Origin of the sequence: Flavobacterium arsenatis (assembly GCF_031456785.1) — a bacterium.
Taxonomy (GTDB): Bacteria; Bacteroidota; Bacteroidia; order Flavobacteriales; family Flavobacteriaceae; genus Flavobacterium; species Flavobacterium arsenatis.
Genome location: NZ_JAVDVI010000004.1, coordinates 123,836 through 146,657, shown reverse-complemented (window position 1 = coordinate 146,657; position 22,822 = coordinate 123,836). Strand labels below are relative to the sequence as shown.

At 34.9% G+C, this 22,822-nt stretch carries 30 protein-coding genes; 16 read left to right on the top strand and 14 right to left on the bottom strand.

Annotation, left to right across the window (positions count from 1 at the left end; genetic code table 11):
- Window positions 1–12: 12 nt before the first annotated feature.
- Both bamG and J2X31_RS06035 read right to left on the bottom strand, forming a co-directional pair.
- A complete protein-coding gene (gene bamG, locus J2X31_RS06040) occupies window positions 13–1,260 on the bottom strand; it encodes a BamG family beta-barrel-assembly machinery protein (RefSeq protein WP_310025246.1) in 1,248 nt (415 codons plus the stop codon).
- Complete coding sequence (locus J2X31_RS06035; RefSeq protein ID WP_310025245.1) at window positions 1,250–2,566, bottom strand: DUF4270 family protein; 1,317 nt, start codon at window positions 2,564–2,566, stop codon at window positions 1,250–1,252. The genes bamG and J2X31_RS06035 overlap by 11 nt, the downstream gene beginning before the upstream one ends.
- 314 nt (window positions 2,567–2,880) lie before the next feature.
- Between J2X31_RS06035 and J2X31_RS06030 the strand changes: the two genes are divergently transcribed.
- The 6 genes from J2X31_RS06030 to J2X31_RS06005 all read left to right on the top strand — a co-directional run bounded on the left by J2X31_RS06030 (window position 2,881) and on the right by J2X31_RS06005 (window position 7,261).
- Window positions 2,881–3,672 (top strand): DUF6268 family outer membrane beta-barrel protein, encoded by a 792-nt coding sequence (locus J2X31_RS06030; protein ID WP_310025244.1) that lies wholly within the window; start codon window positions 2,881–2,883, stop codon window positions 3,670–3,672.
- Window positions 3,673–3,674: 2 nt separating this feature from the next.
- The gene (locus J2X31_RS06025) at window positions 3,675–4,664 is read left to right on the top strand and encodes a Kelch repeat-containing protein (protein WP_310025241.1); all 990 of its coding nucleotides are present in this window, start codon (window positions 3,675–3,677) and stop codon (window positions 4,662–4,664) included.
- 63 nt (window positions 4,665–4,727) lie between these two features.
- Window positions 4,728–5,030, top strand: a complete 303-nt coding sequence (locus J2X31_RS06020) for a DUF4907 domain-containing protein (protein ID WP_310025240.1) — start codon at window positions 4,728–4,730, stop codon at window positions 5,028–5,030.
- A gap of 38 nt (window positions 5,031–5,068) precedes the next feature.
- Window positions 5,069–6,085 (top strand): sensor histidine kinase, encoded by a 1,017-nt coding sequence (locus J2X31_RS06015; protein ID WP_310025239.1) that lies wholly within the window; start codon window positions 5,069–5,071, stop codon window positions 6,083–6,085.
- On the top strand, window positions 6,075–6,809 hold the full coding sequence (locus J2X31_RS06010; RefSeq protein WP_310025237.1) for a LytR/AlgR family response regulator transcription factor: 735 nt from the start codon (window positions 6,075–6,077) through the stop codon (window positions 6,807–6,809). Before J2X31_RS06015 ends, J2X31_RS06010 begins: the two co-directional genes overlap by 11 nt.
- A 71-nt stretch (window positions 6,810–6,880) precedes the next feature.
- The gene (locus tag J2X31_RS06005) at window positions 6,881–7,261 is read left to right on the top strand and encodes a hypothetical protein (protein WP_310025236.1); all 381 of its coding nucleotides are present in this window, start codon (window positions 6,881–6,883) and stop codon (window positions 7,259–7,261) included.
- A gap of 232 nt (window positions 7,262–7,493) precedes the next feature.
- On the opposite strand, the gene creD is transcribed toward J2X31_RS06005, so the two are convergent.
- From creD to J2X31_RS05985, 4 genes are read right to left on the bottom strand one after another with little or no spacing between them, the layout of a single operon-like run.
- Complete coding sequence (creD, locus tag J2X31_RS06000; protein WP_310025235.1) at window positions 7,494–8,849, bottom strand: cell envelope integrity protein CreD; 1,356 nt, start codon at window positions 8,847–8,849, stop codon at window positions 7,494–7,496.
- A gap of 42 nt (window positions 8,850–8,891) precedes the next feature.
- Window positions 8,892–9,347 (bottom strand): hypothetical protein, encoded by a 456-nt coding sequence (locus J2X31_RS05995; RefSeq protein WP_310025234.1) that lies wholly within the window; start codon window positions 9,345–9,347, stop codon window positions 8,892–8,894.
- 56 nt (window positions 9,348–9,403) lie between these two features.
- Window positions 9,404–9,700 (bottom strand): winged helix-turn-helix domain-containing protein, encoded by a 297-nt coding sequence (locus tag J2X31_RS05990; protein WP_310025231.1) that lies wholly within the window; start codon window positions 9,698–9,700, stop codon window positions 9,404–9,406.
- A gap of 30 nt (window positions 9,701–9,730) precedes the next feature.
- Window positions 9,731–10,342, bottom strand: a complete 612-nt coding sequence (locus tag J2X31_RS05985) for a hypothetical protein (protein ID WP_310025229.1) — start codon at window positions 10,340–10,342, stop codon at window positions 9,731–9,733.
- Between the two features lie 75 nt (window positions 10,343–10,417).
- Between J2X31_RS05985 and J2X31_RS05980 the strand changes: the two genes are divergently transcribed.
- Together J2X31_RS05980 and J2X31_RS05975 are read left to right on the top strand one after the other, a co-directional pair.
- Window positions 10,418–10,765 carry a DUF1801 domain-containing protein gene (locus tag J2X31_RS05980; RefSeq protein ID WP_310025227.1) on the top strand — a complete coding sequence of 116 codons (348 nt, stop codon included), beginning with the start codon at window positions 10,418–10,420 and terminating at the stop codon, window positions 10,763–10,765.
- A gap of 86 nt (window positions 10,766–10,851) precedes the next feature.
- Window positions 10,852–11,604, top strand: a complete 753-nt coding sequence (locus tag J2X31_RS05975) for a hypothetical protein (RefSeq protein ID WP_310025225.1) — start codon at window positions 10,852–10,854, stop codon at window positions 11,602–11,604.
- A 59-nt stretch (window positions 11,605–11,663) separates the two neighbouring features.
- Here J2X31_RS05975 and J2X31_RS05970 read toward each other — a convergent pair whose 3' ends face one another.
- Complete coding sequence (locus J2X31_RS05970) at window positions 11,664–12,506, bottom strand: hypothetical protein (RefSeq protein WP_310025224.1); 843 nt, start codon at window positions 12,504–12,506, stop codon at window positions 11,664–11,666.
- A gap of 25 nt (window positions 12,507–12,531) precedes the next feature.
- Window positions 12,532–13,350, bottom strand: coding sequence for a 3-deoxy-8-phosphooctulonate synthase (gene kdsA, locus J2X31_RS05965; RefSeq protein WP_310025223.1), 819 nt, complete (start codon window positions 13,348–13,350; stop codon window positions 12,532–12,534).
- Between the two features lie 200 nt (window positions 13,351–13,550).
- Between kdsA and J2X31_RS05960 the strand changes: the two genes are divergently transcribed.
- On the top strand, window positions 13,551–13,760 hold the full coding sequence (locus J2X31_RS05960) for a hypothetical protein (protein WP_310025220.1): 210 nt from the start codon (window positions 13,551–13,553) through the stop codon (window positions 13,758–13,760).
- A 42-nt stretch (window positions 13,761–13,802) separates the two neighbouring features.
- Window positions 13,803–14,243 carry a hypothetical protein gene (locus J2X31_RS05955; protein ID WP_310025219.1) on the top strand — a complete coding sequence of 147 codons (441 nt, stop codon included), beginning with the start codon at window positions 13,803–13,805 and terminating at the stop codon, window positions 14,241–14,243.
- Here J2X31_RS05955 and J2X31_RS05950 read toward each other — a convergent pair.
- On the bottom strand, window positions 14,240–14,698 hold the full coding sequence (locus J2X31_RS05950; RefSeq protein ID WP_310025218.1) for a 2-dehydro-3-deoxyphosphooctonate aldolase: 459 nt from the start codon (window positions 14,696–14,698) through the stop codon (window positions 14,240–14,242). The genes J2X31_RS05955 and J2X31_RS05950 overlap by 4 nt on opposite strands.
- Before the next feature lie 2 nt (window positions 14,699–14,700).
- A complete protein-coding gene (locus J2X31_RS05945) occupies window positions 14,701–15,186 on the bottom strand; it encodes a DUF4199 domain-containing protein (RefSeq protein WP_310025216.1) in 486 nt (161 codons plus the stop codon).
- A 110-nt stretch (window positions 15,187–15,296) separates the two neighbouring features.
- On the opposite strand from J2X31_RS05945, the gene J2X31_RS05940 reads away from it, so the two are divergent.
- The 6 genes from J2X31_RS05940 to rocD all read left to right on the top strand — a co-directional run bounded on the left by J2X31_RS05940 (window position 15,297) and on the right by rocD (window position 19,345).
- A complete protein-coding gene (locus J2X31_RS05940; protein ID WP_310025214.1) occupies window positions 15,297–15,854 on the top strand; it encodes a YeeE/YedE family protein in 558 nt (185 codons plus the stop codon).
- 150 nt (window positions 15,855–16,004) lie between these two features.
- Window positions 16,005–16,418 carry a DUF6691 family protein gene (locus J2X31_RS05935; RefSeq protein WP_310025212.1) on the top strand — a complete coding sequence of 138 codons (414 nt, stop codon included), beginning with the start codon at window positions 16,005–16,007 and terminating at the stop codon, window positions 16,416–16,418.
- Between the two features lie 83 nt (window positions 16,419–16,501).
- Window positions 16,502–16,915 carry a lipocalin-like domain-containing protein gene (locus tag J2X31_RS05930; RefSeq protein WP_310025210.1) on the top strand — a complete coding sequence of 138 codons (414 nt, stop codon included), beginning with the start codon at window positions 16,502–16,504 and terminating at the stop codon, window positions 16,913–16,915.
- 161 nt (window positions 16,916–17,076) lie between these two features.
- Entirely contained in the window at window positions 17,077–17,328 is a 252-nt protein-coding gene (locus J2X31_RS05925) for a hypothetical protein (RefSeq protein ID WP_310025208.1), read from the top strand.
- Window positions 17,329–17,480: 152 nt separating this feature from the next.
- Complete coding sequence (locus tag J2X31_RS05920; protein ID WP_310025207.1) at window positions 17,481–17,891, top strand: OsmC family protein; 411 nt, start codon at window positions 17,481–17,483, stop codon at window positions 17,889–17,891.
- A 197-nt stretch (window positions 17,892–18,088) separates the two neighbouring features.
- Window positions 18,089–19,345 carry an ornithine--oxo-acid transaminase gene (rocD, locus tag J2X31_RS05915; protein WP_310025205.1) on the top strand — a complete coding sequence of 419 codons (1,257 nt, stop codon included), beginning with the start codon at window positions 18,089–18,091 and terminating at the stop codon, window positions 19,343–19,345.
- A gap of 109 nt (window positions 19,346–19,454) precedes the next feature.
- Here the strand turns inward: rocD and J2X31_RS05910 are convergent, their stop codons facing one another.
- From J2X31_RS05910 to J2X31_RS05895, 4 genes are all read right to left on the bottom strand, one after another.
- Window positions 19,455–19,751 (bottom strand): hypothetical protein, encoded by a 297-nt coding sequence (locus J2X31_RS05910; RefSeq protein WP_310025203.1) that lies wholly within the window; start codon window positions 19,749–19,751, stop codon window positions 19,455–19,457.
- 78 nt (window positions 19,752–19,829) lie between these two features.
- Window positions 19,830–20,075, bottom strand: coding sequence for a hypothetical protein (locus tag J2X31_RS05905; RefSeq protein ID WP_310025201.1), 246 nt, complete (start codon window positions 20,073–20,075; stop codon window positions 19,830–19,832).
- 13 nt (window positions 20,076–20,088) lie between these two features.
- Window positions 20,089–22,254 (bottom strand): catalase, encoded by a 2,166-nt coding sequence (locus tag J2X31_RS05900; protein ID WP_310025200.1) that lies wholly within the window; start codon window positions 22,252–22,254, stop codon window positions 20,089–20,091.
- Between the two features lie 191 nt (window positions 22,255–22,445).
- Entirely contained in the window at window positions 22,446–22,790 is a 345-nt protein-coding gene (locus J2X31_RS05895) for a hypothetical protein (RefSeq protein WP_310025198.1), read from the bottom strand.
- Window positions 22,791–22,822: the final 32 nt, after the last annotated feature.

Below are 22,822 nucleotides of genomic sequence, written 5' to 3'. Positions count from 1 at the left end.
TAGGAGAAAGATTTAATTATATTTCTTTTTTACAAACCAAAAATCTTCGAAGCTTAAATTGAGTGTTATAAAATGATAATTTTCTTTTATGAGGACATTCGAAATCACACCTCTTTGTCCATAGGCATAAGAAATATTGATGAAGTTTTGACTTTTGGTATTAAGTGGAATTCCGAGTCCTGTTGTGAGTAAAAAGTTTTCAATTTTATTCCCATTAACAGCTAAATATCCATTATCAAAATTATAGCCTAAGCGATATCTGATTTTTTTCCAGAAATTATCCATCCCTCTATCAGTATAATATTCAGCTCCAAATCCAATAAAATCTTGGTCTTCAAATTTCCCAATGTTGTCTTCGATTCCAGTAGCTGACCAGAATGATTTTCTGTAATCAACATTTAATGAGAGTGTTTTCAAGGGTTGGAATTTAAATCCTAATGTTATTTCCGTAGGTAATTTAAAACCCGTTATGTCTTTATCTACAGAGCTTTCAATACTGTATTGTGATAAGTCTATTATTTTTGAAACTTCAGTATCACGCGTGCCTTTTAGATAGGAAGGGAGAGCCAATACAGCAGAAAAATTAATTTTAGGGTTATAATCATATTGTAATCCCAAAATAGGTCTTATGCCTCGATAAAAACTTTTTTTATCAATATTCATAAAATCTGTACCTAAGTTAACTATTTCATTTTCATTTATAGTCCCGAAATAATAATTGATATCCAATCCCACTCTGAGTTTTTTATTTAGGCTTCTGCCATAGCTTATTTTTAGATTGCTGATACCTCCATTGCCACTCACATTGCTAAAGAAACTTTCATTAGATCCTTCGACAGGTGTTTCAATTCCATACAAATAATAGTTGGCTTCAGAGAAAGGGACAATCGAAAATCCAATACCGGATTTGTTATCCAAAGCGAAGGCAAAAGCAAGATTAGAAAAGTTAAAGGTTTTGAGATCTTTTTGGTCCCTGTTGCTTTTGAGTTCGGTTTGTTGTGCCCTTGCTCCAACATCAAATAGAAAAGAATTGAGATTTATTTTTGCAAATGAGGCTGGATTTAGCGTATTGATTTCACTTTCGCTCGAATACGAAATCCCACTTCTTCCAAGTGCATTTGTTTTTCCAACACCGATATCATTTATCTTTCCTAATCCAAAAAAAGAATAAGGAGAACTAAGTTGGTTGGTTGTTTGTGCTTGAATATTTGAGCTCAAAAGGATCATTATAATTATTCTCACCTTGAATTTAGTTGTCATATATTGTATATATAAGTTCGAGAATTGATTTATGATCCGTATTGTTTTCTCCGTTGAGGACCATCCTTGTTGTGGCATAGTTGTATTCGAAAGGCACAAGTATAATCCCATAGTCCTCATAGGTACTGTTGTTCATGACATCTTCTATAAATTCTTCTACAGGAACCATTAAATAGGTTTCATTAAATTCGGTTTCCAGTTTATCTATATAGGCTACCACATATTTTCCGTTTTTGTTGCTTAATTGATATTTGAGGTTATTGTTTTTATCGACGACATACATATATAAAGAGTCGGAATTGTAAACCTTCCTAGAGTAATTGCTATTATTGAGCTTGATTTTTAGCTTCGAACTAAATACGATTCCCTTGTTGTCATTTATTTGTTTCAGGTTTTTGATACTTGGCAACTTTATTTTTGTAGTTATTCCAATTCCTGATTGGATAAGACTATAGTTATTGAGTGCTGTTGATGGAAGATCATTTTTTTGCAAACCTAGATGCTGAAGGATGGTGCCATTCCTATTACCTTCTATCTTGTTATAATAAGTATTGCTTTGAGTGTTATCGCTTTTGATTTCTAAAAATTTACTATCAGCATCTGGAGTATCAGGGAATGAATAATAGATTTTAAGCGACAAATCGGTGGCATTGAATCCCATTAGTGAGGCATTTTCATTATCATCAGGTTCGATAGCTATTCCCTTGAGATAATCTATAAATTGGTCATTATCGCCGATAAGATTTGCTCTGAATTTTGAAAACAAGTTGAGACCAAAGCTGTTATTTAATTTTATCGAAATCGTATCATTGCTTAGCCTAGGAATAAAGTTTTTTTCTCCTAACACAGTATTAAATGTTGTTGTATTGGTAGTATTATAAAAATAACTTTGTTCGCTAGTGAGTTTTAATTCTTTGTTTAACTCTTTTATACGTATTGTTTTTTGAAGCAGAGTGTCATTATAAAAGTAATTGTCATATTTTAGAGATAATACAATACTATCAAAAGTGGCATCTTCTTCGATATAAAAGTTGTAAGGTCTTAGCTTGATATAGGAACTGCTTTTAACTTCACCAAATATAGGATCTATATATCGACCTACTAATAATCGGTTTCCCAAAGATGTTTCAAGGCTGTCAAATTTAAAGGTAGACATCTCCACTTTAAAGGTGTCAATTTTTATAAATCTAATGTTGCTGCTTGTGAAATGGTTTCCCGTATCAAAAGGATCTTGATAGGCATCATCATTACAAGAAACCAATAATATAGTAATGATGGTTAGTAGAAATACCGAAATTTTCTTCATGTTTTTATTTTAATGCAACTAAAGTATAGCAAGCTGCTTGTTGTAAAAAAAAAGAATATACAAAATCACCTATTTTGACGATGAATAGCTAAGGTTTATGTGTCAGTTCTTCAAATGAAGTTTGATAGGTGCTTTTCTTTGATCTGTAGTGAAAAAAGAATGTTTTGTATATTATTATTTCTATTTGCTGAATTAAGAAATACGTTTACACAAACTTTATAATTATGAACAGATTTTTGTGTTTTTTTCTTTTTTCATCCTATTGCAGTCACTCACAAGAAAATACAGGCACTACTATAAAATATGATTATAATATGTTCTATAATTCAAATTCTACATCCATAAATAAACATGAAACATCAGCAAAGATCAATCATGACTTGGCTGTAGATAGCTTGTCGTATACGGTTGATTTTTCTTCTCGTAGCATTTCATTTGATAAGAGTGAAACTTATCTAATTGATGAAAGGTTAAATGAAATTAGAAGTTTCAGTCTGGGTTTTTCTTACCTGAAAAAAATGGGTAAGTTGTGGAGTGGCATTGTTTCATTTCAACCAAAGCTGATTTCAAACTTTGAAAACAATATCACCATCAAGGATATTCAGCCTATTTTTTTTATAGGATTTTCAAAACAAACAGGATTAGAAAAAACATCTTTATTAAAGTTCGGGATACATTATTCTGATTTTTTTGGAAAACCAAGCTTTATACCGGATATAAGTTTTAATGGTGTTTTTTCAAAAAAAATAACATACAGTATTGGATTTCCATTGTCTGAAGTCGCGTATAAAATAAATACTAAAAATACTTTGAAAGCAGTTGTTTCAAGCAATTCTTTTTATACAAAATTAAATGGAGCACATTATATGCAAAAAGAATTAAATAATGATCTGATAAAAGTTATCGATTTACAAGTTAGAAACTTTAATGCAGGATTCGAATATAATTTTATGACTGATGCCAATTGGGGATTCAATATAAATTTGAATCATAGTTTTTCAAATGACATCAAATTATTGGATCAAAACGATAATGAAATAAAAATTGGTTTCGATGATGGTATTAATTTTTCTATGGGTTTCAAATATAATTTAAATTTTAAATAAACATGAGAATTACATTTTTTAGCATGAGGACATTTGTTTTAGGCCTATTTATCTCTTCAGTATTTATATCGTGTTCCAGTGATGATGATAGTAGTGAAGACGTGGGTAACTGGATAAAGAGTACCGTTTTTGATGGAGCTCCAAGGAGCAGTGCGGCATCTTTTTCAATAGGGAATTTTGGATATGTAGGCACTGGTTATAATGGATACGATTATTTGAATGATTTTTGGCAGTATGATTTTAATGGGGGATTTTGGGTTCAAAAGGCGAGTTTCCCTGGTCAAGCTCGAAGTTCTGCTTCAACATTTGTGGTGGGTGAAAACGGTTATTTAGGAACAGGTTACAATGGAGTAGATGGATTGAAAGATTTTTACAAATACAGCCCAATTGATAATGAATGGACTCCTATTGCTGATTTTGAAGGAAGCCCAAGACGTGCATCTGTAGGTTTTAATTCGGATGTGGCAGGCTATATAGGTTCTGGTTTTGATGGAAACAATGATAAAAAAGATTTTTGGAAGTATGATCCAGCAGAGGATAAATGGAGTGAGCAATATGGTTTTGGTGGTGAAAAAAGAAGAGAAGCAGTAACCTTTACAATTGAGGATAAGGTATATTTTGGGACAGGCTCTTCAAATGGAATCAATTTAAAAGATTTTTGGGTATTTAATACCACTACCGAGGTTTGGACCAAATTAAAGAATTTAGATGATGATGATGATTACAGTATTGTAAGATCCAATGCAACAGCTTTTTCTTTGAACGGATATGGGTATGTATGTAACGGTAATGGTGCCAATACAGTTTGGGAATATACCCCTGCTACAGATAAATGGGAGAGAAAACAAGCATTCGAGGGTGCTTTTAGGCTAGATGCTGTTGGAATAGATAATGGAATAAGTGCTTTTGTATTGTTAGGTAAATCGAGTACCTATTATTTTGATGATATGTATGAATTCAAGCCATTTGATGAATACGACGACGAAGACTAACTTTTGTTTTGTTATGAAGGCTAAATAAATAATTATTTAGCCTCATTTTTTAATTATTTTTTTATGAAAGTATTATCAAAACTCTTACTGGTTTTTATTATTTTAACCTCTTGTAAAGAGCCTCAGGAAAGTTTGACCTCCAAGGTTTATAAAGTTAAATATGGTTATGGCTATAAGATTATTTTGAACGATAAAGTTCTCATCAATCAAAATTGTATTCCAGCAATCCAAGGAAATATGCCTTTTTGCGATAGCCTAGATGCCTTGAAAATAAGCCAAATAGTTATTGAAAAAATTAAAAAGAAGGAGATGCCTACAATTCAAACAGAGGATTTAATGGATTTAAAAATTAAGATAAAATGCTAAAGCGGTTCTTCAATAATCTTCCTTTTAACTACAGGGTATTGTTTTTCCATATTTTGATATGGATGCTATTCATATCCTCTCCATTAGCAATATCAAATGGTAATTTTAAGGTTGATTATATTTATTTTTTTAAAAGTATTGCGCTTGTAGCTCTTTTTTACATCAATTATTTTTTACTGGTTCCCCATTTTCTTCTCAAACGACAGACTTTGCTTTATATCATTATCATTTTTGCGATTATTTTAGGAGTGGGTTTTCTCATTACAGTTTTTGAACCCAGCCACATTCCTCGCTTTGTAGATTTTCCAGATAAAGGAAGGATAGAATTCATGAAAAAACATGATAACGATATAAGATTTAGGATGTTTCCTAATACAGCTGTCATCACACTCCACCTTTTGGTTAGTGCTGTACTTAGAATTTATCTGGAATGGGATGAAAGTAAAAAAAGACAAATCGAATCAGAAACAGAGAAAAAAACTTCAGAACTGAATTTTTTGAAAGCACAGTTGAACCCACATTTTTTCTTTAATTCACTCAATACTATATTTTCATTATCAATAAAGAAGTCAGAGAAAACGCCAGTTGCGATACTCAATCTATCCGACCTGATGCGATACATGCTATATGAAACCAATAAAGACAAAGTGAAACTTCAAGAAGAAATTACTTATATTGAAAATTATATCGAATTACAAAAGCTCAGATTGGCTTCAAACAATAAAATTATTTTCGAAGTTGAAGGAACTACCAAAAATATTTTTGTCCCTCCATTATTGTTTATTTCCTTCATAGAAAATGCTTTCAAATATGGAGTAAATCCAGCAAAGCAAAACGAAATTATTGTCAAGTTTCATATTAAAGAAAACGATATAAAATTACTTGTTGTCAATGATATTTATACAGAACTGAGAAATGAAGATTCTTCTGGTTTGGGAATAGAAAATACTGTAAAGAGAATAAACTTATATTTCCCCAATAGAAATTCATTAAATTTATATGAAAAAGACAATAAGTTTTATGTAGAACTTAAATTAGATCTCAATGAAAATTAAGACAATTATTATTGATGACGAGCCTTTGGCAATAGATATTATCAAAAATTATTGTGACTCTATAGATGATATAGAAGTCATAAAATGTTTTACAAACCCTGTTGAGGCAATGGGATTTGTTAGTTTGAATACTGTTGATCTTATTTTTTTAGATATCGAAATGCCCTTGCTAACCGGAATAGAATTTATCGATACTTTGAAGGTAAAACCTCTTTTTGTCTTTACGACTGCCTATCCGGAATTTGCTGTCGAAGGATTTGAGTTGGAAGCTAATGATTATCTCATAAAACCCATTTCCTATAAGCGATTTTTAAAGGCGGTAAATAAAATAATACATAGTTTTGGTCAAAATCTAAATAATTCTACAAGAGTCTTTTCTCCATCAGAGCCTAATGAAAGTAATAGTACTGGTGATCGTTTCTTGTTTGTAAAGTCAGATTATGAAAGCTTGAAGATTTTTATTGATGATATTGTTTATATTGAAGGCTTGAAAGATTACTTGAAAATTAATCTTTCTGATGGCAAATCAGTTTTGACACTGTCTAATTTTAAAAACTTATTGGAAAAATTACCCCAAAATAATTTTTTAAGGGTTCACAATTCCTATGTAGTAAATTTGTGCTATATCAACTCAATACAGAGAAATAGAATTTTGATAGGACAACAGCGTTTGCCTATTAGTGAAACCTATAAAAAACAATTTTTCGAGAGAATTAAAATATAAGAATAGAAAGTTTGACGCTTCTTTTTTTTAGAAATAAGTTAGGTATCTTTGTTGTATAAAAATCAAAAAAAATGAAAAAGAATATCCTTGTATTAGTTGCATTATCAGGCATGATGACCTTAATAAGTTGCGAAAAAAAAATAGAAGTTAAGACGGAGATTAAAGACAATCAGGAAGTTGTTGCAACGGATACTATTGTTGCAAACGAAACTCCAGCCGTTGAAACTAAAACGGTTGAAGGTAAAGTAGTAGAAATTACTCCAGGTAAGGATGGTTATACGGCAAAATTGGAAACGGCCGAAAAAGAACATTATTATGTGACCATCAGTCATTCAAACCTTACAAATCACGAACAATACAAGTCGGTTAACGTTGGAGAAACGCTTAAAGTGACGGGAGATTTTTGGAAAATGGAAAATGACAACCAGATTACGGTTCGTGTGATTGAGTAGTTTTTGTTGCTTATTTTTTATTAGCTATAAGATTATCCAATCTGTGGCTTGACTTATAAAAGCAAAAGGCTGTCGTGTGACAGCCTTTTTTTATGGACAAAGGCTTTCGCCAAAGTTGCTCGCGTGAGGGATAGTAGCGGAAATCCTTTTGTGTTTTTTCTTTAAAAACACAAAAGATTGGGAGCGGATAGCCCGACCCCGAATTTTTCTTTCGGGGTCACGCCCAAATTATTTAATTGTTTTTCCAGTCGATTTTTCGGGAGAAATACATGACGGCTCCGAGAATAAGGAACAGTCCGATGCTTCCTACCAATAACGCGTAATTTTCGAGTTGGATGATGACGAAGATGAACGTGTAAAGTGCTGTGAGTGAAGCTCCAATAAAAAATGGAAATTTCTTGATTTTTAGGATGGAGAAGGAGTAGAGGACAATCATCACGATTACGGAAATGGCCGAAATGATGTAGGCCAGCGAGAAACTTGAATGTTCTGTGATGGAGATTAAAAGCGTGTAGAACATGATTAAGGCCAAGCCAATCATGCTGTATTGGAAGATGTGGATGCTAATTTTGCTGATGGATTGGATGAGGAAAAAGATTAGGAAAGTTAGTCCGATAACCAAGAATCCGTATTTTGAAGCTCGTTCGTTTTGCTGGTATTCATCGACGGTTTCGATGAGTTTTACTCCGAAAAGGAACTCGTCGAGATTTGGCATTTTTTCGAGGTGTTGCTGTGCAAATGGTCGATTGATGTGGAGCACTTTCCAATCGGCATGAAAGCCTTCCTTGTTGATGGTTTTAGAATCTGTATTGGCGGCAAAAGAACCTTCAAAACTTGGCGATTCCCAATCGGAGTCGATGTTTACGGTTGTGGTTTTTCCGACAGGGATGAACTTGACGCTGTTGCTACCGTTGTAGAGCATTGCGAAATTGAAGTTGATTTTTTCGTTGGTTTTCAACTGATTATAATCGAAGATGTTGGTTTCCAGTTCGCCATAAAATCGGTCTTCTTGGGCTTTTGATTCAAAGACAAAGGTTTGGCTGTTTAATTTGATGTTCAAATCGCTCTTGATACTTTTTAAATTGCTGGTTTTTACGATGATTACGGCTTTTTCCCAAAGTACATCTTCGTCTTTTATTTGCAATTTTTCAAAATTTGGCTTGCCGAAAAAACCTTCGAAATTCATATTTGCCGTAAAGACTACGTTGTTGTAAAGTCCGCGTTTCAGGGATGTGTTTTTTTTGATGTTTGACTTATTTTTTAATTGTTCTGGAAAAAAATAGGCATAGTTGATAGCGGATGTCTTCTGGATTTGAACCTGTTTGGTTTTTGCATCTACAACAGAAGTTTCGGTGTAGGTTTTATATGGAATCCGGAGTGTTGGTCCGTAAAAGTAAATGTCTTTTCCCCAAAGTTCGGCTACTTCATTCACGACTTCTTTTTTTCGTTCGGAACGTTCGAAGATCAGGTTTTTGACATATTCCAGCGGAATAAGTAAAAATAAAGTCAGCACTCCGACCATGATCATCTTGGCGGTTGTAGATTGAAAAAAGTTGGTTCTTTGTTCTTGATTTTCTGAATTTTCCATGATTAATTATTTTTTAAGGTTATTGAAAATATTTATTATTGTTTATTTGATATTAAAAGTGTTTTGAATTTCTGCTACAGGAACTTTCAGCATCTTATAAAAATCCAAGTAATGGAATTCCAAAGCTTGCTTTCCTCTTTTGTATTCGGATATAAATGATTTGAATTTTGCGGGATAGAAAATGGTTCCGGACAACACAACCATATACAGATAAAGGCTTTTCTTCCCGTTTCCGAGTAAATAGTACTGCATCCCAATTTCGTCTGGAACTGTAATTCCGGTGTTGGTCAGGATGTGAATAACATCATGGTCTTCGAGTTTTTCCTGGATTTGAAAATTGTGTTTCAACAGGAAACATCCCAGATGAAATCCCAAAGATTGTTCTTCTAAACGTAATAATTCTCTTCTAGAAATATTCCAAGGTTCGTTTTTCTTGAAGTATTTCTGATAAGGTTTTTTGCTTGCTTCGTAGAGCTTTTCGATTAGTAAATCTTTCATGTTTCATTTTTTAAAAGAACTTTGAAATTCAAAGTAAATGGATAAATTTTTTTAGCTTATGATTTCTGGATCAATTTTTCAAGGGCTTCAATATGTTCCCTGAAGGCTTTTTTTCCTTCTTTTGTAGCGATATATCTGGTGTTTGGCTTTTTGCCGATGAATTGTTTTTCGATCATAATATAATTCTCGGTTTCCAACGCTTTGGTGTGGCTGGCAAGATTTCCATCGGTTACACCCAAAAGTTCCTTCAGCATATTGAAGTCGGCACTTTCGTTGACCATCAATATCGACATGATACCCAGACGGATACGATGGTCAAAAGCTTTGTTGATATTTTGGATGATGTTTTTCAATGCGTAAATTTAATTCTATAAAGTTTAATATTACTGATTTCTTTCGTATTTAAAATACATAAAAGCTCCATATAAGATATGACAAACTCCGAAACCGATTACCCAAAAATGCAAGCCATAACCCGAAAATTCAATGGCAATCAAACCTAAAATAATTTCTGTAATTCCCAAATAGCGAACATCTCTAAAGGTATATTTACTAGCATTTACACAAGCTAAACCGTAAAAGATAAGAACCACTGGCGATATTAGTCCGTAATGTCCGTTTTTCAAAAGAAGTAGAGCAAAAATTCCTCCGGTAAACAACGGAATGGCAAAATTCAAAACCAATCTTCTTGAAGAAGGATTCCACACTTTTTCACCCATTTTTTTCGCTTTTCTAACCGTTAAAATATAAGCAGTAATCAACGAAAGAAACAACACGATGAAAGCGGTTGCTATAATCAATTTAAAAGTCATGCTTTCTAAAGTAATATAATAGGAGGAATGATTTTCAATCAGATAATTGACATAAAAAGCACCCACAAGAGCATAAACTCCAGCCAAAACACCCGCCATTCCACTCAAGGAAATGAATTGTGTCGATTTGTTCATCATGTTTTTGATATCCTGGATATCTTGAAGGTATTTATTCGTTTCCATGCTAAAGTACTTTGAGATACAAAGTAAATAATAAAAAAAGTTTCCACCTAATAAAATTTCATTTATTTTTGAATCATGAAACTAGCCGAACTTTACATCCTCAACCAACCCGAACCCTACAAGTCAATTCTATTGCATTTGCAGGCGGTTGTAGAACATACGATTCCAGAATTGCAATTGTTGTACAAATGGAAAATTCCGTTTTATTATTTGAATGGAAAACCTTTTTGCTATTTCAATGCCAGTCATAAAAAGCAATTTGTAGATGTGGCTTTTATGAAAGGTTTTCATCTGGAGATCCATCAGGATGTTTTGGTGGGTGAGGGTAGAAGCTTGGTGAAATCACTCCGTTACGTTTCGCTTGAAACCATTGATAATGAGGTTTTGGTGGATGTTTTGATTGCATCGAGAGATTTGTATTGAATAAAACGCGAAGTTCTAAAGCAATAACAACCCAATGCAAAATAATAAAGCAAGGTTTATTCCGTTAAATTATCAAATCCTAGAACATGAAAATCAATCAATTGCATATAGTTTTACTTACGCTTTTATGTATTCATTTAAATACCTCTGCTCAAACTACGGAACAAAATACGAAAGGTTGGACTTTTCGAGATCCAAATGCAAAAGACACTGCTCAAGTGAGAGTGAACACAACCTTTTTGCTGCTAGGAACCTTGAATGATTATAATGGTTACAATCGCTCGATACAAAAAAATCAATTTGATACGTATTATCCTTACGAAAAACCATTGATGAAGTATATAGATAGCATCGCGAAAAAGGATTTCAATATTAATTTAGAAGAACAAAAAAATGGTTTTATATCTGATAAGTTAGCCAGCAAAATGAAGTCTTTTTATGCAGATGATCTTCTAATTGACAGTTTGTTGGATACAGATGATAAAAAACTCTCTTATCTTTTAGGCGTTTATTTAAGAAATGGCGAGAAAATAAGCGACGATGTTTATAAAATTCAACTGGCAAATTCCAGAAAGCACAACAATGTTTATATTTTTCTAAAAGAATTAAAATGCAATTCAGTGTTTTTTAAGCGAATGGATGGTTTTCCAACAATCTATTATCTCTATTTTCAGCCTACCGAACTCATGAAAAAATATTTTGCAACTGTTGAAACAGAAAAAAGCAAATTAGCGTTATCTGAAAAGGCTTCAAAAAGAGCTACAAGCGAAGAATCACAAAAAAAGAGAAATGATGCAAAGGAACTATGGGACTTACAAATAATAGAAATGTTCAAATAAAAAATGCCTCATTTGAAAAATCAATCACTTTTCAAATGAGACATTCTTATAAAATGATATTACACCCTAAAAATTCCTCCAACCGAAATAATCCTTTGGAAAAACATAAAATGCTGTGAAGCAGAATCGTTCGTGCTTTTAGTAGTTCGGATGTCGTGCATGTCGATATAACCGCCTTTCAATTCTCCCTGAAGGTAAAAATGTTTCAAGAACGTAATATTGATTCCAGCTTTTGCCGAAACGCCGTAACCCGAAACGTGAAATTGATCATAGCGTTCCTTGCCTAAAATCTTGGTGTTGGTTTTCGGATATAAAATTCCAGCACCAATTCCCTCGGTCAAGTTGATTTGGATTTTATCGGTATTTGTAATTCTAAAAAAAGAAGAAACATCATCAAATCTTGAAAATTCTGTATGAACATAATTCAAACCATCAGTGTGTTCAAACGTCAGGAATTCGTTTTCTAAAACCTGTGGCGTGTTGTTGTAAGTTCCATCATAAGGTGCATATCCGTTTATGGTTCCTGTCATATTAACGGTTTGATCTTGTCGCATCACATATTTCATGTGATCAACCCCAACACTGATGCTGTAATGATTGGAAATAAAATAACCAATCTTCAAATTCGTTTGCGGAATCGTCATCCTTGCTGGATTCAGATAATCAATATGATATCCTTTTGGCTTGTCGTCGGCTTTGACATTATTCAACGTAAAATCGTAGCCATCTCCTTTAAAATGAATATCAGATTTCGAATAGCTTTCGCGGTTTCCTCCCCACGAAATAAAGAATTTGCCTTTGTTATTTGCGGTGTATTTTTCCGGATTTTCTGCTAGTTCTTGTGCAGAAGCGTACTGTGAAAAAACACAAAAAGTGAGTACAACCAATAATGGATGTTTCAAGGTAATAAGGTAATAAAAGTGATGATTAAAAAGAATTTACGGTTTGTCTGATGGCAACCAATTTGGTCATCAAGCCTTCAAAATAATCTAAATGTAGCATGTTTGCCCCATCGCTTTTTGCATTTGCAGGATCAAAATGAGTTTCGATAAAAATACCATCAACACCAACAGCGATTCCGGCTTTGGCAACGGTTTCAATCATGTCAGGTCTTCCGCCTGTAACTCCAGCTGTTTGGTTTGGTTGTTGCAAAGAATGCGTTACATCCAAAACCGTAGTAGCAAATTGTTGCATCGTCGGAATGCCACGATAATCAACAATCATGTCCTGGTAGCCAAACATTGTTCCCCTGTCGGTAACCATAACGCTTTGGTTGTTGCAATCTAATACTTTCTGAACGGCGTGTTTCATACTTTCCGGACTCATAAATTGTCCTTTTTTCAAGTTCACGACCTTTCCTGTATTGGCAGCAGCCACAACTAAATCCGTCTGACGAACTAAAAATGCAGGTATTTGTAAAACATCAACATATTCGGCAGCCATTGCAGCATCTTCATTGGTATGAATATCGGTAACAGTAGGAACATCAAATGTTTCAGAGATTTTTCGAAGGATTTTCAACGCTTTTTCATCTCCAATTCCAGAAAAACTGTCAATTCTAGAACGGTTTGCCTTTTTGAAAGAACCTTTAAAAACGTAAGGAATTTGTAATTTATCAGTAACAGCAACTAATTTTTCGGCAATTCTCAAAGCCATTTCTTCACCTTCAATAGCACAAGGCCCAGCTAAAAGAAAGAAATTACCGCTGTCCAGATGCTTAATTTTTGGAATATCTTGTAGATTCATAATGTAGTTTTTGACGGAGCAAAGATAGTTATGAATTGAAAAAAAAGGTTGAAGATTTAGAAATTATTATGATTACTTTTTAGACAAAAACGATGTGGTTCAAAACATATTTATAAGTTGTTGGAGTTTTAGTTTTATTTCTTTAAATTTGATTAATTGGTTTTAATACAAATAGTTATAGTATTTCAAAAAAGAATATTATGAAACAATTAAATCTAAAACTTGTTTTTCCCTATAATTGGTATCATTTCCGTAAAGTCAAAGTTTATGACGATAAAGGGAAATTGCTTTCAAAAATCATGCATTGCGAAAACCAATCACTATTTATTGATAGCAATACAAAAAGCATAACCGTAAAATTAGATTTTCTAAAGTCTGAAATTATTTTACCGCAAGAAACAATTGAATGAAATGTAGGGCTGTTTCTCGATTTCAGAGATCGCTTTCCAATAATGTATATTGATGTCCTAAAGCGAAAATGCCTCTCTGGAAAAGTCATGGGCCAACAAGAATTCCAAAACTTCAACCTTTCGTTCTACAATCAATCTAAAATTTGGATACAAAAGGCAAGTATTGACAGGCTTGCCCTATCGCTAGGAATTTTTATTTCCATCGGACTATTAATTGTTGCCACAATCGAGCAAAATAATGATTATCAGGATTTGGTGTTTTTTATCGGATTAGTCAGTTTGATTTCGATGTTGATGATTTATTTCGAAAAAGGAAAGATACTGCTTTACGATTATCGAAATAGAATGATTGCAACAGGTTTGGCTTTTGTTTTAGGGATTCAATTTCTGGAAAGTTCGTTTGCAGTTTTAATGACGCTGATGCTTTTAAGTTTTGTTTTTCTACTAAAATTCATCCAGAATTTCTACTCGATTAAAACTTAAAACTGCTTCAAACGAAACCCAACAGGAACCATCAACACACTTTTCTCATAAATGTTGATATAAAGCTTGACTGGTTTCTTCTGTCCAACCCATTTCACTTCATATACTTCAAGCAATGCAGCTCCATATTCACTTTTCTTGGACGGAAACGGACAACAGTTTTCCAGTTTTTTAAAGAATATCTTTTCGCCATTTGGTCCGGCCAAGGCATTAAAAAAGCGAGGCTGGTTGATGGAGTCATTCTTGGTAGTCTTATAAAAAATATTTATTGGATAGTCTTTGTCGTAACCGTATTTCGGATCCTTGCTGTATTCCGTGATCTGAAAAACATTGTTTTTCGTCAGCACCAAATCGGGTGCATTGTCATCTACATTTTTAAGCGTCGATTTTGTACTCACACACGAAGCCAGAACAAGCATACAAAGCAATCCCGAAAAAAGAGTTTTTATTTTCATGGTTATTTTTTTAATGTTTTGGTTTGCAAAAAGTAAGCCACAATCGCCGAAATCACCACTCCAAAGGAAAGTGCCGAAAATATGCTCTGGAAAATATAACTCGAAAGATTAAAATAAGCTTTCGCATCTTCAATTTTAGTCCCTTTTGCAACAGCATTTTCAATCATATTTGGGAAAAACTCAGGAGCCATTCCTTTATGGATGATAATTTGACACAACGGCATCAAAATCGCAATTACAATCGTCATAAAGATTCCCGTAACCGAACCCTGTTTCCAGTCCATATTGTTGTTGAAGTAATTCTTCTTCTTGTCGTTAATCGCCATCACATAAATGAAAACTGCGATAAAAGTGAACAACATTGAGTACAACAAATAATCATCAATTTTTTCGCTGTAATAGCCACTCATCTTTTCAACATACACCCAAACAAGAAAGGCAAAAAAGTAGCGGATTCCCCATTTGATTTCGATTGCAAATTTTTTCATTTTCAACATTAAATTAAGCACCCAAATTTAAGCGTTTATTTTAATCCCTCGGTATTTCGCCCTAAAAATCATTTGAATTGCTATTTTTGTATCAACAAATAAACACCAATATGGATTCAATTACACAAACCTGGCCGTGGTACGTTTCAGGATTTATAATCGGGATGGTCATGCTCCTGCTCAACTATTTCGGAAAAGTTTTCGGAATGTCCTCCAATATCCGAACGCTTTGCACCTTGGCTGGAGCCGATAAATTTGCCGAATTCTTCCGCTTCGATTGGAAGTCACAAATCTGGAATCTTGTCGTTCTTCTTGGTGCCATGATAGGCGGTTTCGTAGCCGTACATTATATGAGCAACCCAACAAATGTTGACATCAACCCAAAAACAATTGAGCAATTGGCAGAAATGAATATCGATGCACCAAACGGAAAACTAGCTCCACAAGCACTTTTCGGTAACGAAGTTTTCAGCTCTCCAAAAATGCTAGCCATCCTGCTAATTGGCGGAATTCTCATCGGTTTTGGTTCGCGTTATGCTGGAGGTTGCACTTCTGGACACGCCATTTCAGGATTAAGCAACCTGCAAATCCCTTCGCTGAAAGCCGTCATCGGATTTTTTGTTGGCGGATTGATAATGGCACATTTCCTTTTGCCTCTTATTTTTTAGGAGCGAAACACTAGGCATAAAATAATCCATATTCCCGCTTTCCATTGCAATCCTTTTCATTTTTAAAGAAAAAATAAAAAGGATTTCCATTACAATCGGGGCTAGAATAAAAACAAAAGGCACTCTTTTAACTTTTAGAAAAAACATACAATGAAATTCATAAAATATTTATTAGTTGGCTTCCTTTTCGGAATCGTACTCACAAAATCCGAAGCCGTTTCCTGGTACCGCATCTACGAAATGTTCCAGTTCCAATCCTTCCACATGTACGGAATTATTGGTGTAGCCGTTTTCACGGGAATCATCGGCCTCCAAATCATCAAAAGAAACAACATCAAGGACATTCAAGGAAAACCAATCGTGATAGCCGACAAAGAAAAAGGTTCCTTCCGTTACTGGGTTGGAGGATTGTTCTTCGGTTTGGGTTGGGCTTTGGTTGGTGCTTGTCCAGGACCTATTTTCATCCTAATTGGAGCCGGATTTTGGAGCGTTGCCGTAATCCTCCTTGGAGCCATGATCGGCACTTTTATCTACGGATTGCTAAAAGACAAGCTTCCTCATTGAGAATCTATATGTTAATACTTTCCTTATAAACTTGAATTTAAAATCTATAAGGCTTAATTTGTAGTAAATTAAATACTACAGCTATGAAAAAAGTAAGCATTCTATTCTTATCTGCATTGGCACTATCATTAGGCTCATGCGGAAGCGACGACAACGGAAACCCAACAGGCACAGATGCCTCAATCGTTGGAAAATGGACCTACTCTAAAGTAGGAACTGGAAATCTGCTCATTGATTATCCCGACCACGAAGAGGGTTGTGCCAAAGATTACGTTGAACTGACAGCCAATGGCGTTTTCAATGATGTGGACTACGACTCTTTTAATTCTCCTTGCGAGGTTTTTACAGATACCGGAACCTACATCAAAAACGGAAATACATTAACGGTTAGCTACGAAGGTAATCAAGTGGAAACGGCCGACATTCTATTACTAACCGCCACCGAATTGAAAATTCAAGGTGAGGATGGAGAAATCATTTTGTTCACAAGGCAATAAAAATTTTCCAGATAATTTTAAATCCCGATTCGTCGGGATTTTTTTATGCATTTTGATTGTTATGTTAAGAATTTTTCAAGCGTGAAAGCTATAAGTAATTCCAAAAATCATATAAATTTGAGAATCATAAGTCGGTTAAATTTATAAAAAAATAATCCGCTATGATACATCAATTAAAACCTTCAATCCTTGTTGAAACACCTCTTGGAACAGGCCAGGCCATTTTTATTATAGATTACGGAATGCATCAAAATACCTGCTGGGTCGTGGCCTTGCAAAACAATGGCGTCATCAAGCATTTCGATTGCAACGATGTGATTCTTTCTACCAATTATACCTATGGAATGAATCTTAGGAAGAATAAATTTGAGAAAGGAAAAATGGAGCATCAAGAAGATCTTCAAAAAGAATAACACACTTTATTCTTTTCTATTTAGAGCAGACAATAAAGTGACTCAATTTTCTAGACTGTTTTATTTTTGTTAAAAATGATAATTTGATAATGTTGTTCCTGTTTTAAAGGAGTAAATTTGAGATAAATTAATCAATAAAAAACACCCCAATTATGAAAAGAAATGCAACTGCAGTTTGGAAAGGTTCTGTAAAAGAAGGAGCCGGAACATTAACCACTCAAAGTAAAGTATTAGACCAATCTCAATATTCGTTCAAGACCCGTTTTGAGGACGGAATCGGGACAAACCCGGAAGAACTTATCGCAGCGGCTCATTCAGGCTGTTTCACAATGCAACTTTCGGCCTACATAACCGAAGAAGGTTTTGAAGTGGAAAGCCTTGAAACAAAATGCGATGTCGATTTTCAAGACGGAAGTGTTGTAGGTTCGCACCTTACCGTTACTGGAAAAGTAAAGGATATTTCAGAAGATAAATTCCAAGAATTGGTTTCCAAAGCTGAAAAAAACTGTCCAATCTCCAGATTATTGGATACCAAGATAACTTCTTCAGCTACATTGGCATAAAGAATTGAATTATCAAAAATTTCCATTTCTTGAGTAATCAGGAGATGGAATTTTATTTTTATAGGAGCTGCAAACATTTATCTAATGATTGAAGAATAATCAGTTTGGAAGATTTATTTTTATTAATTTTGTAGAATATAGGATGATTTCTCTCCATAAGTAGGAATTGTATAGCATTATTTAAAAATATAGTTATAATGGCAGTTTTAGAAAAAACATCCCGACACTTCGGGACAGAGGAAATCATAAATTTAGAAAACAAATACGGAGCCCATAATTATCATCCGCTTCCGGTTGTTTTGAGTAGAGGTGAAGGTGTTTATGTTTGGGATGTGGAAGGGAAAAAATATTATGATTTTCTTTCCGCCTATTCGGCTGTAAATCAAGGGCATTGCCATCCTAAAATTGTGAATGCAATGATCAGTCAGGCTCAAACCTTGACATTAACTTCTAGGGCTTTTTTCAATGATCAATTGGGACCTTACGAAAAATACATCACTGAAACGTTCGGTTTTGACAAGGTTTTGCCAATGAATACAGGTGCAGAAGCTGTTGAAACGGCTTTAAAACTGTGCAGAAAATGGGCTTATGAAGTGAAAGGCGTTGAAGAACACGAAGCACAGATTATTGTTTGCGAAGGCAATTTCCACGGAAGAACCACAACAATCATCTCTTTTTCGAATGACGAAAATGCCCGAAAAAACTTCGGACCTTATACGGCAGGATTCATCAAGATTGCTTATGATGATTTGGATGCTTTGGAAGAAGCATTGTCATCAACCAAAAATATTGCGGGTTTTCTTGTAGAACCAATTCAGGGCGAAGCCGGAGTGTATGTTCCATCAGAGGGATATCTAGCGAAAGCGAAAGCACTTTGCGAAAAACACAACGCCTTGTTTATTGCCGATGAAGTGCAAACGGGAATTGCACGAACAGGAAAATTATTGGCCGTTCACCACGAAAATGTGCAACCGGACATCTTGATTTTAGGAAAAGCTATTTCGGGTGGCGTATATCCAGTTTCGGCAGTATTGGCAAACGATAGCATTATGAATGTCATCAAGCCAGGACAACACGGTTCTACTTTTGGAGGAAATCCTGTTGCCGCTGCTGTTGCCGTTGCCGCTTTGGAAGTTGTAAAAGACGAAAAATTAGCTGAAAATGCCGAAAATCTAGGAAAAATTTTCAGAGAGAAAATCGGTCAGTTTGTTGAGAAATCAAATATTGCAACACTTGTGAGAGGAAAAGGTTTGCTGAATGCAATTGTCATCAATGATACAGAAGAAAGCGATACGGCTTGGAACATTTGTATGCGTCTTCGCGATAATGGACTTCTTGCCAAACCAACTCACGGAAACATCATCCGTTTTGCACCACCTTTGGTAATGAACGAAGAGCAACTTTTAGATTGTGTTAGCATCATCATCAATACTTTAAAGGAATTTGAAAAGTAAGATATATTTTAGAGAAATAATTTAAAAGTAAAAAAGCGAAAAGAAAATATTTTCGCTTTTTTTTTATTGCTGTTGAAACACATTAATCTCTAAAAATCTAGTTCGTTGATTATTGTTGTATTGGTTTTGGCCTTCTGACTGTATCGCCAACAATTGGAGCCATCTTTTCAGGATTTACCTGCGTTTGATTTTTTGTACTTCCTTTGTCTTTAGCTTGTTTTTCGGCATCAATTGCACCATTGCTTTGCATCTTCACACCTTCTATTTTATTGGCTCGATTTATTTCGGCAGACGGAGGTGGAGTTGGAGGAGAAGCAATAGTATCATTGTATCTGGTTCCTTTTTGTTGGGCATTTGCACCAATTGCAAACAGCATGATTATCCCAAAAATTAGTATCTTTTTCATATTACAATATTTTAAATTTTATAATAAAAAAAGCGGAAGCCGAAACTTCCGCCCTATTAAAACTAAAACAAAAACTAATCACGGAATTCCGATGGTTTCATTTCCTGAATCATCAGGATCTGAATCGTTCTCATCCCGCAGATTATCTTTTCGGTTCCTTTCCGATTTTTCATCTTCAGAAACTTGACCAGTTGCTTCAATTTCACTTTGATCATAATCAATATGATGTGTCGGTATCCGGGTAACGTTGATGTAAAAACCGTCTGAAATTTTTTTAGCAATTCCTCCGATGTATTCTTCGTTACTGTCGTTTGAATTTTCCATAGCTTTAGAATTTTTAATTTTTTAGTGGTTTTTCCCTGATCCAGAAACGATGCTGTTTCATTGCAGTTATAAAATCAGTTGCAAAATTGTCGTTCTGCTCTTCATCATTGGTGATAATACCGTGTTCGATCAATTTCTTTTCAGAAAGAGTAGTGATAAAATCAACTTCATTCAGCAAATCTATTCCATCTCTTTCGGCTCCAATCACTTTGCAATGCTTGTAGGTATCGTTCAAAAATTCAGGTATCTTGTCTTCTTCCTTCAATCGGTTCACACTTTCTTCTCCTGCAGGAATGAATACGGCATCAAACAAGACAGACGAAACCGTTAGCAAATTATGATCTACTTTCAACTCTTTTCCTTCGGCAGTTTTGAGGACGGTAGAATTTGTTCCGATGATTTTCACCGTGGCACCTTCTTTCTCCAAGGTATTTTTCATAGTGTTCACCGATGCACCTTCAACACCATCTGCACATAAAAACGCAACCATTCTTGTTTCAATAGTATCTGAATTGTGCTTGTTTTTAATCATACTCAAAGCATCAGATGTTTGGGCATATTTCACCAAAGGTTTTGGTTCTTGTTTGCCTTCGTCATCGGCTCCAACTCCATGATTCATTGGTTTTTCAGGCGATTTTGGAACTGGAATTCCCAACACTACTGCTACAGATTCGGCTAATTTTTTATCTATTTGAGATAATAATCCCAACATTCTTTCACGGATAGCAGGCACTTCAACCTTGCTCAATTCAAATCGCAGTGCATTAATGATATGGTCTTGCTCAACAGCTGTCTGACTTTCGTAGAACAATTTTGCCTGACTGAAATGATCGGCAAAACTATCGCTTCTTTCTCGCACTTTCTTCGCATCAATCCTTTCGTTGAAACTGGCAAAACCTCCTTCGGCAATTTTAGCCTGATAAGGACAGCCTCCGCCAAGGGAATTAGGATGATAGCTCACTCGACCAACATTTATTTCTTGACGCATGTGTCCGTCACGTTGGTTGTTGTGCAGTGGAGCAATCGGTCGGTTGATTGGAATTTCGTGAAAGTTCGGACTTCCCAATCTAGAAAGCTGGGTATCGGTATAGGAGAACAATCGTCCTTGAAGGAGCGGATCGTTTGTAAAATCAATTCCTGGAACTACATGTCCTGGATGAAACGCCACCTGTTCGGTTTCGGCAAAGAAATTATCTGGATTTCTGTTCAAGACCATTTTTCCAATGATGGTAATGGGAACCAATTCTTCGGGAACAATTTTGGTTGGGTCTAATAAATCAAAATCAAATTTATGTTCGTCGGCTTCTGGGATAACTTGAACGCCTAGTTCCCATTCTGGAAAATTGCCTGCATCGATGGCTTCCCACAAATCACGTCGGTGAAAATCGGGATCGTTTCCGGAAATCTTTACGGCTTCGTCCCAAACTACGGCATGTGTTCCCAATTTAGGTTTCCAATGAAACTTCACAAAATTCGATTCATTCTTTTCGTTGATGAACCTGAAGGTGTGTACTCCAAAGCCTTCCATCATTCGGTAGCTTCTTGGAATCGCCCTGTCCGACATCGCCCACATGATCATGTGCATCGATTCCGGCATCAGCGAAATAAAATCCCAAAACGTATCGTGAGCGGATGCAGCCTGTGGCATTTCGTTGTGCGGTTCAGGCTTTACGGCATGAATCAAATCGGGAAACTTGGAGGCATCTTGAATAAAAAAGACTGGAACATTATTTCCCACTAAATCAAAATTTCCTTCCTGTGTATAAAATTTAACTGCAAATCCGCGAACATCACGTGCCATATCGGTTGATCCTCTAAAACCTGCAACTGTAGAAAAACGAACAAATACGGGTGTCGTACTGTTTGGATCCTGCAAAAATCCAGCTTTGGTATATTTTTTAGCTTCGGCATTCGGTTGAAAATAACCGTGAGCGGCAGAACCTCTGGCGTGAACGATTCTTTCTGGAATACGTTCGTGGTCAAAATGGGTGATTTTTTCACGAAGGATAAAATCTTCTAATAAGGATGGACCTCTGTCGCCAGCCTTTAGCGAATTGTTATCGTCATTTATTTTTACACCTTGGTCAGTGGTCATAAATTGATTTGTACCGTCGGATTTGTCTTGGGCCAAGTCGGCCAGCTTTGCATTTTCTGTAATTTTCGGGTCTTTTTCTTTCATAGCAATACTTTTTATTTTGATTTATGGCATGTTTCCATTAGTATAAATTTCCTCCATTCAAAACGCTTTATCTTATAACATTTGTCCTTTAAGTTTCATTATTCAGCTATTGAGAATTAAAAATTAAAAATTAAAAACTAAAAATTTTAAATCCTTCAATCTTTAAATCTTCAATCTTCAATCTTTCGATTTCACTTATGCCTTCCTGTTCTGCTGTTTTCAGCATCCCAATCTTTTGTGCTGTCATTATGATCACGGTTGTCATCCTCATTGATTTCATCTTTCAAATCGGCATCAGGATTTTCCTTTTTGTCTTCTTGGAGCTTTATGGTTCCTTTATCAACCTGTGTAATGCTGTCTTCAATATGTTCATCCTGTTGAAAATTGCTGAAATCTCTTCCAAGCTCGCTTTCGCGGATGTCGATCTTCTCTTGCGATTTTATTTTTTTGGCAGGATGTTCAAATCCAGTTTCATCGGCATTGATGTCCCTTGGAACATCTTCTCTTTCTTTTCTATTATTATCTTGTGTATTCATAGCATTTTATTTTTAGGTTTAAAAAAAAACAC

Coding starts and splice junctions, on each gene's coding strand:
- bamG (WP_310025246.1), bottom strand. CDS start 1,260: ATGACAACTAAATTCAAGGTGAGAATAATTATAATGATCCTTTTGAGC.
- J2X31_RS06035 (WP_310025245.1), bottom strand. CDS start 2,566: ATGAAGAAAATTTCGGTATTTCTACTAACCATCATTACTATATTATTG.
- J2X31_RS06030 (WP_310025244.1), top strand. CDS start 2,881: ATGTTCTATAATTCAAATTCTACATCCATAAATAAACATGAAACATCA.
- J2X31_RS06025 (WP_310025241.1), top strand. CDS start 3,675: ATGAGAATTACATTTTTTAGCATGAGGACATTTGTTTTAGGCCTATTT.
- J2X31_RS06020 (WP_310025240.1), top strand. CDS start 4,728: ATGAAAGTATTATCAAAACTCTTACTGGTTTTTATTATTTTAACCTCT.
- J2X31_RS06010 (WP_310025237.1), top strand. CDS start 6,075: ATGAAAATTAAGACAATTATTATTGATGACGAGCCTTTGGCAATAGAT.
- J2X31_RS06005 (WP_310025236.1), top strand. CDS start 6,881: ATGAAAAAGAATATCCTTGTATTAGTTGCATTATCAGGCATGATGACC.
- creD (WP_310025235.1), bottom strand. CDS start 8,849: ATGGAAAATTCAGAAAATCAAGAACAAAGAACCAACTTTTTTCAATCT.
- J2X31_RS05995 (WP_310025234.1), bottom strand. CDS start 9,347: ATGAAAGATTTACTAATCGAAAAGCTCTACGAAGCAAGCAAAAAACCT.
- J2X31_RS05985 (WP_310025229.1), bottom strand. CDS start 10,342: ATGGAAACGAATAAATACCTTCAAGATATCCAGGATATCAAAAACATG.
- J2X31_RS05980 (WP_310025227.1), top strand. CDS start 10,418: ATGAAACTAGCCGAACTTTACATCCTCAACCAACCCGAACCCTACAAG.
- J2X31_RS05975 (WP_310025225.1), top strand. CDS start 10,852: ATGAAAATCAATCAATTGCATATAGTTTTACTTACGCTTTTATGTATT.
- kdsA (WP_310025223.1), bottom strand. CDS start 13,350: ATGAATCTACAAGATATTCCAAAAATTAAGCATCTGGACAGCGGTAAT.
- J2X31_RS05960 (WP_310025220.1), top strand. CDS start 13,551: ATGAAACAATTAAATCTAAAACTTGTTTTTCCCTATAATTGGTATCAT.
- J2X31_RS05955 (WP_310025219.1), top strand. CDS start 13,803: ATGTATATTGATGTCCTAAAGCGAAAATGCCTCTCTGGAAAAGTCATG.
- J2X31_RS05950 (WP_310025218.1), bottom strand. CDS start 14,698: ATGAAAATAAAAACTCTTTTTTCGGGATTGCTTTGTATGCTTGTTCTG.
- J2X31_RS05945 (WP_310025216.1), bottom strand. CDS start 15,186: ATGAAAAAATTTGCAATCGAAATCAAATGGGGAATCCGCTACTTTTTT.
- J2X31_RS05940 (WP_310025214.1), top strand. CDS start 15,297: ATGGATTCAATTACACAAACCTGGCCGTGGTACGTTTCAGGATTTATA.
- J2X31_RS05935 (WP_310025212.1), top strand. CDS start 16,005: ATGAAATTCATAAAATATTTATTAGTTGGCTTCCTTTTCGGAATCGTA.
- J2X31_RS05930 (WP_310025210.1), top strand. CDS start 16,502: ATGAAAAAAGTAAGCATTCTATTCTTATCTGCATTGGCACTATCATTA.
- J2X31_RS05925 (WP_310025208.1), top strand. CDS start 17,077: ATGATACATCAATTAAAACCTTCAATCCTTGTTGAAACACCTCTTGGA.
- J2X31_RS05920 (WP_310025207.1), top strand. CDS start 17,481: ATGAAAAGAAATGCAACTGCAGTTTGGAAAGGTTCTGTAAAAGAAGGA.
- rocD (WP_310025205.1), top strand. CDS start 18,089: ATGGCAGTTTTAGAAAAAACATCCCGACACTTCGGGACAGAGGAAATC.
- J2X31_RS05910 (WP_310025203.1), bottom strand. CDS start 19,751: ATGAAAAAGATACTAATTTTTGGGATAATCATGCTGTTTGCAATTGGT.
- J2X31_RS05905 (WP_310025201.1), bottom strand. CDS start 20,075: ATGGAAAATTCAAACGACAGTAACGAAGAATACATCGGAGGAATTGCT.
- J2X31_RS05900 (WP_310025200.1), bottom strand. CDS start 22,254: ATGAAAGAAAAAGACCCGAAAATTACAGAAAATGCAAAGCTGGCCGAC.
- J2X31_RS05895 (WP_310025198.1), bottom strand. CDS start 22,790: ATGAATACACAAGATAATAATAGAAAAGAAAGAGAAGATGTTCCAAGG.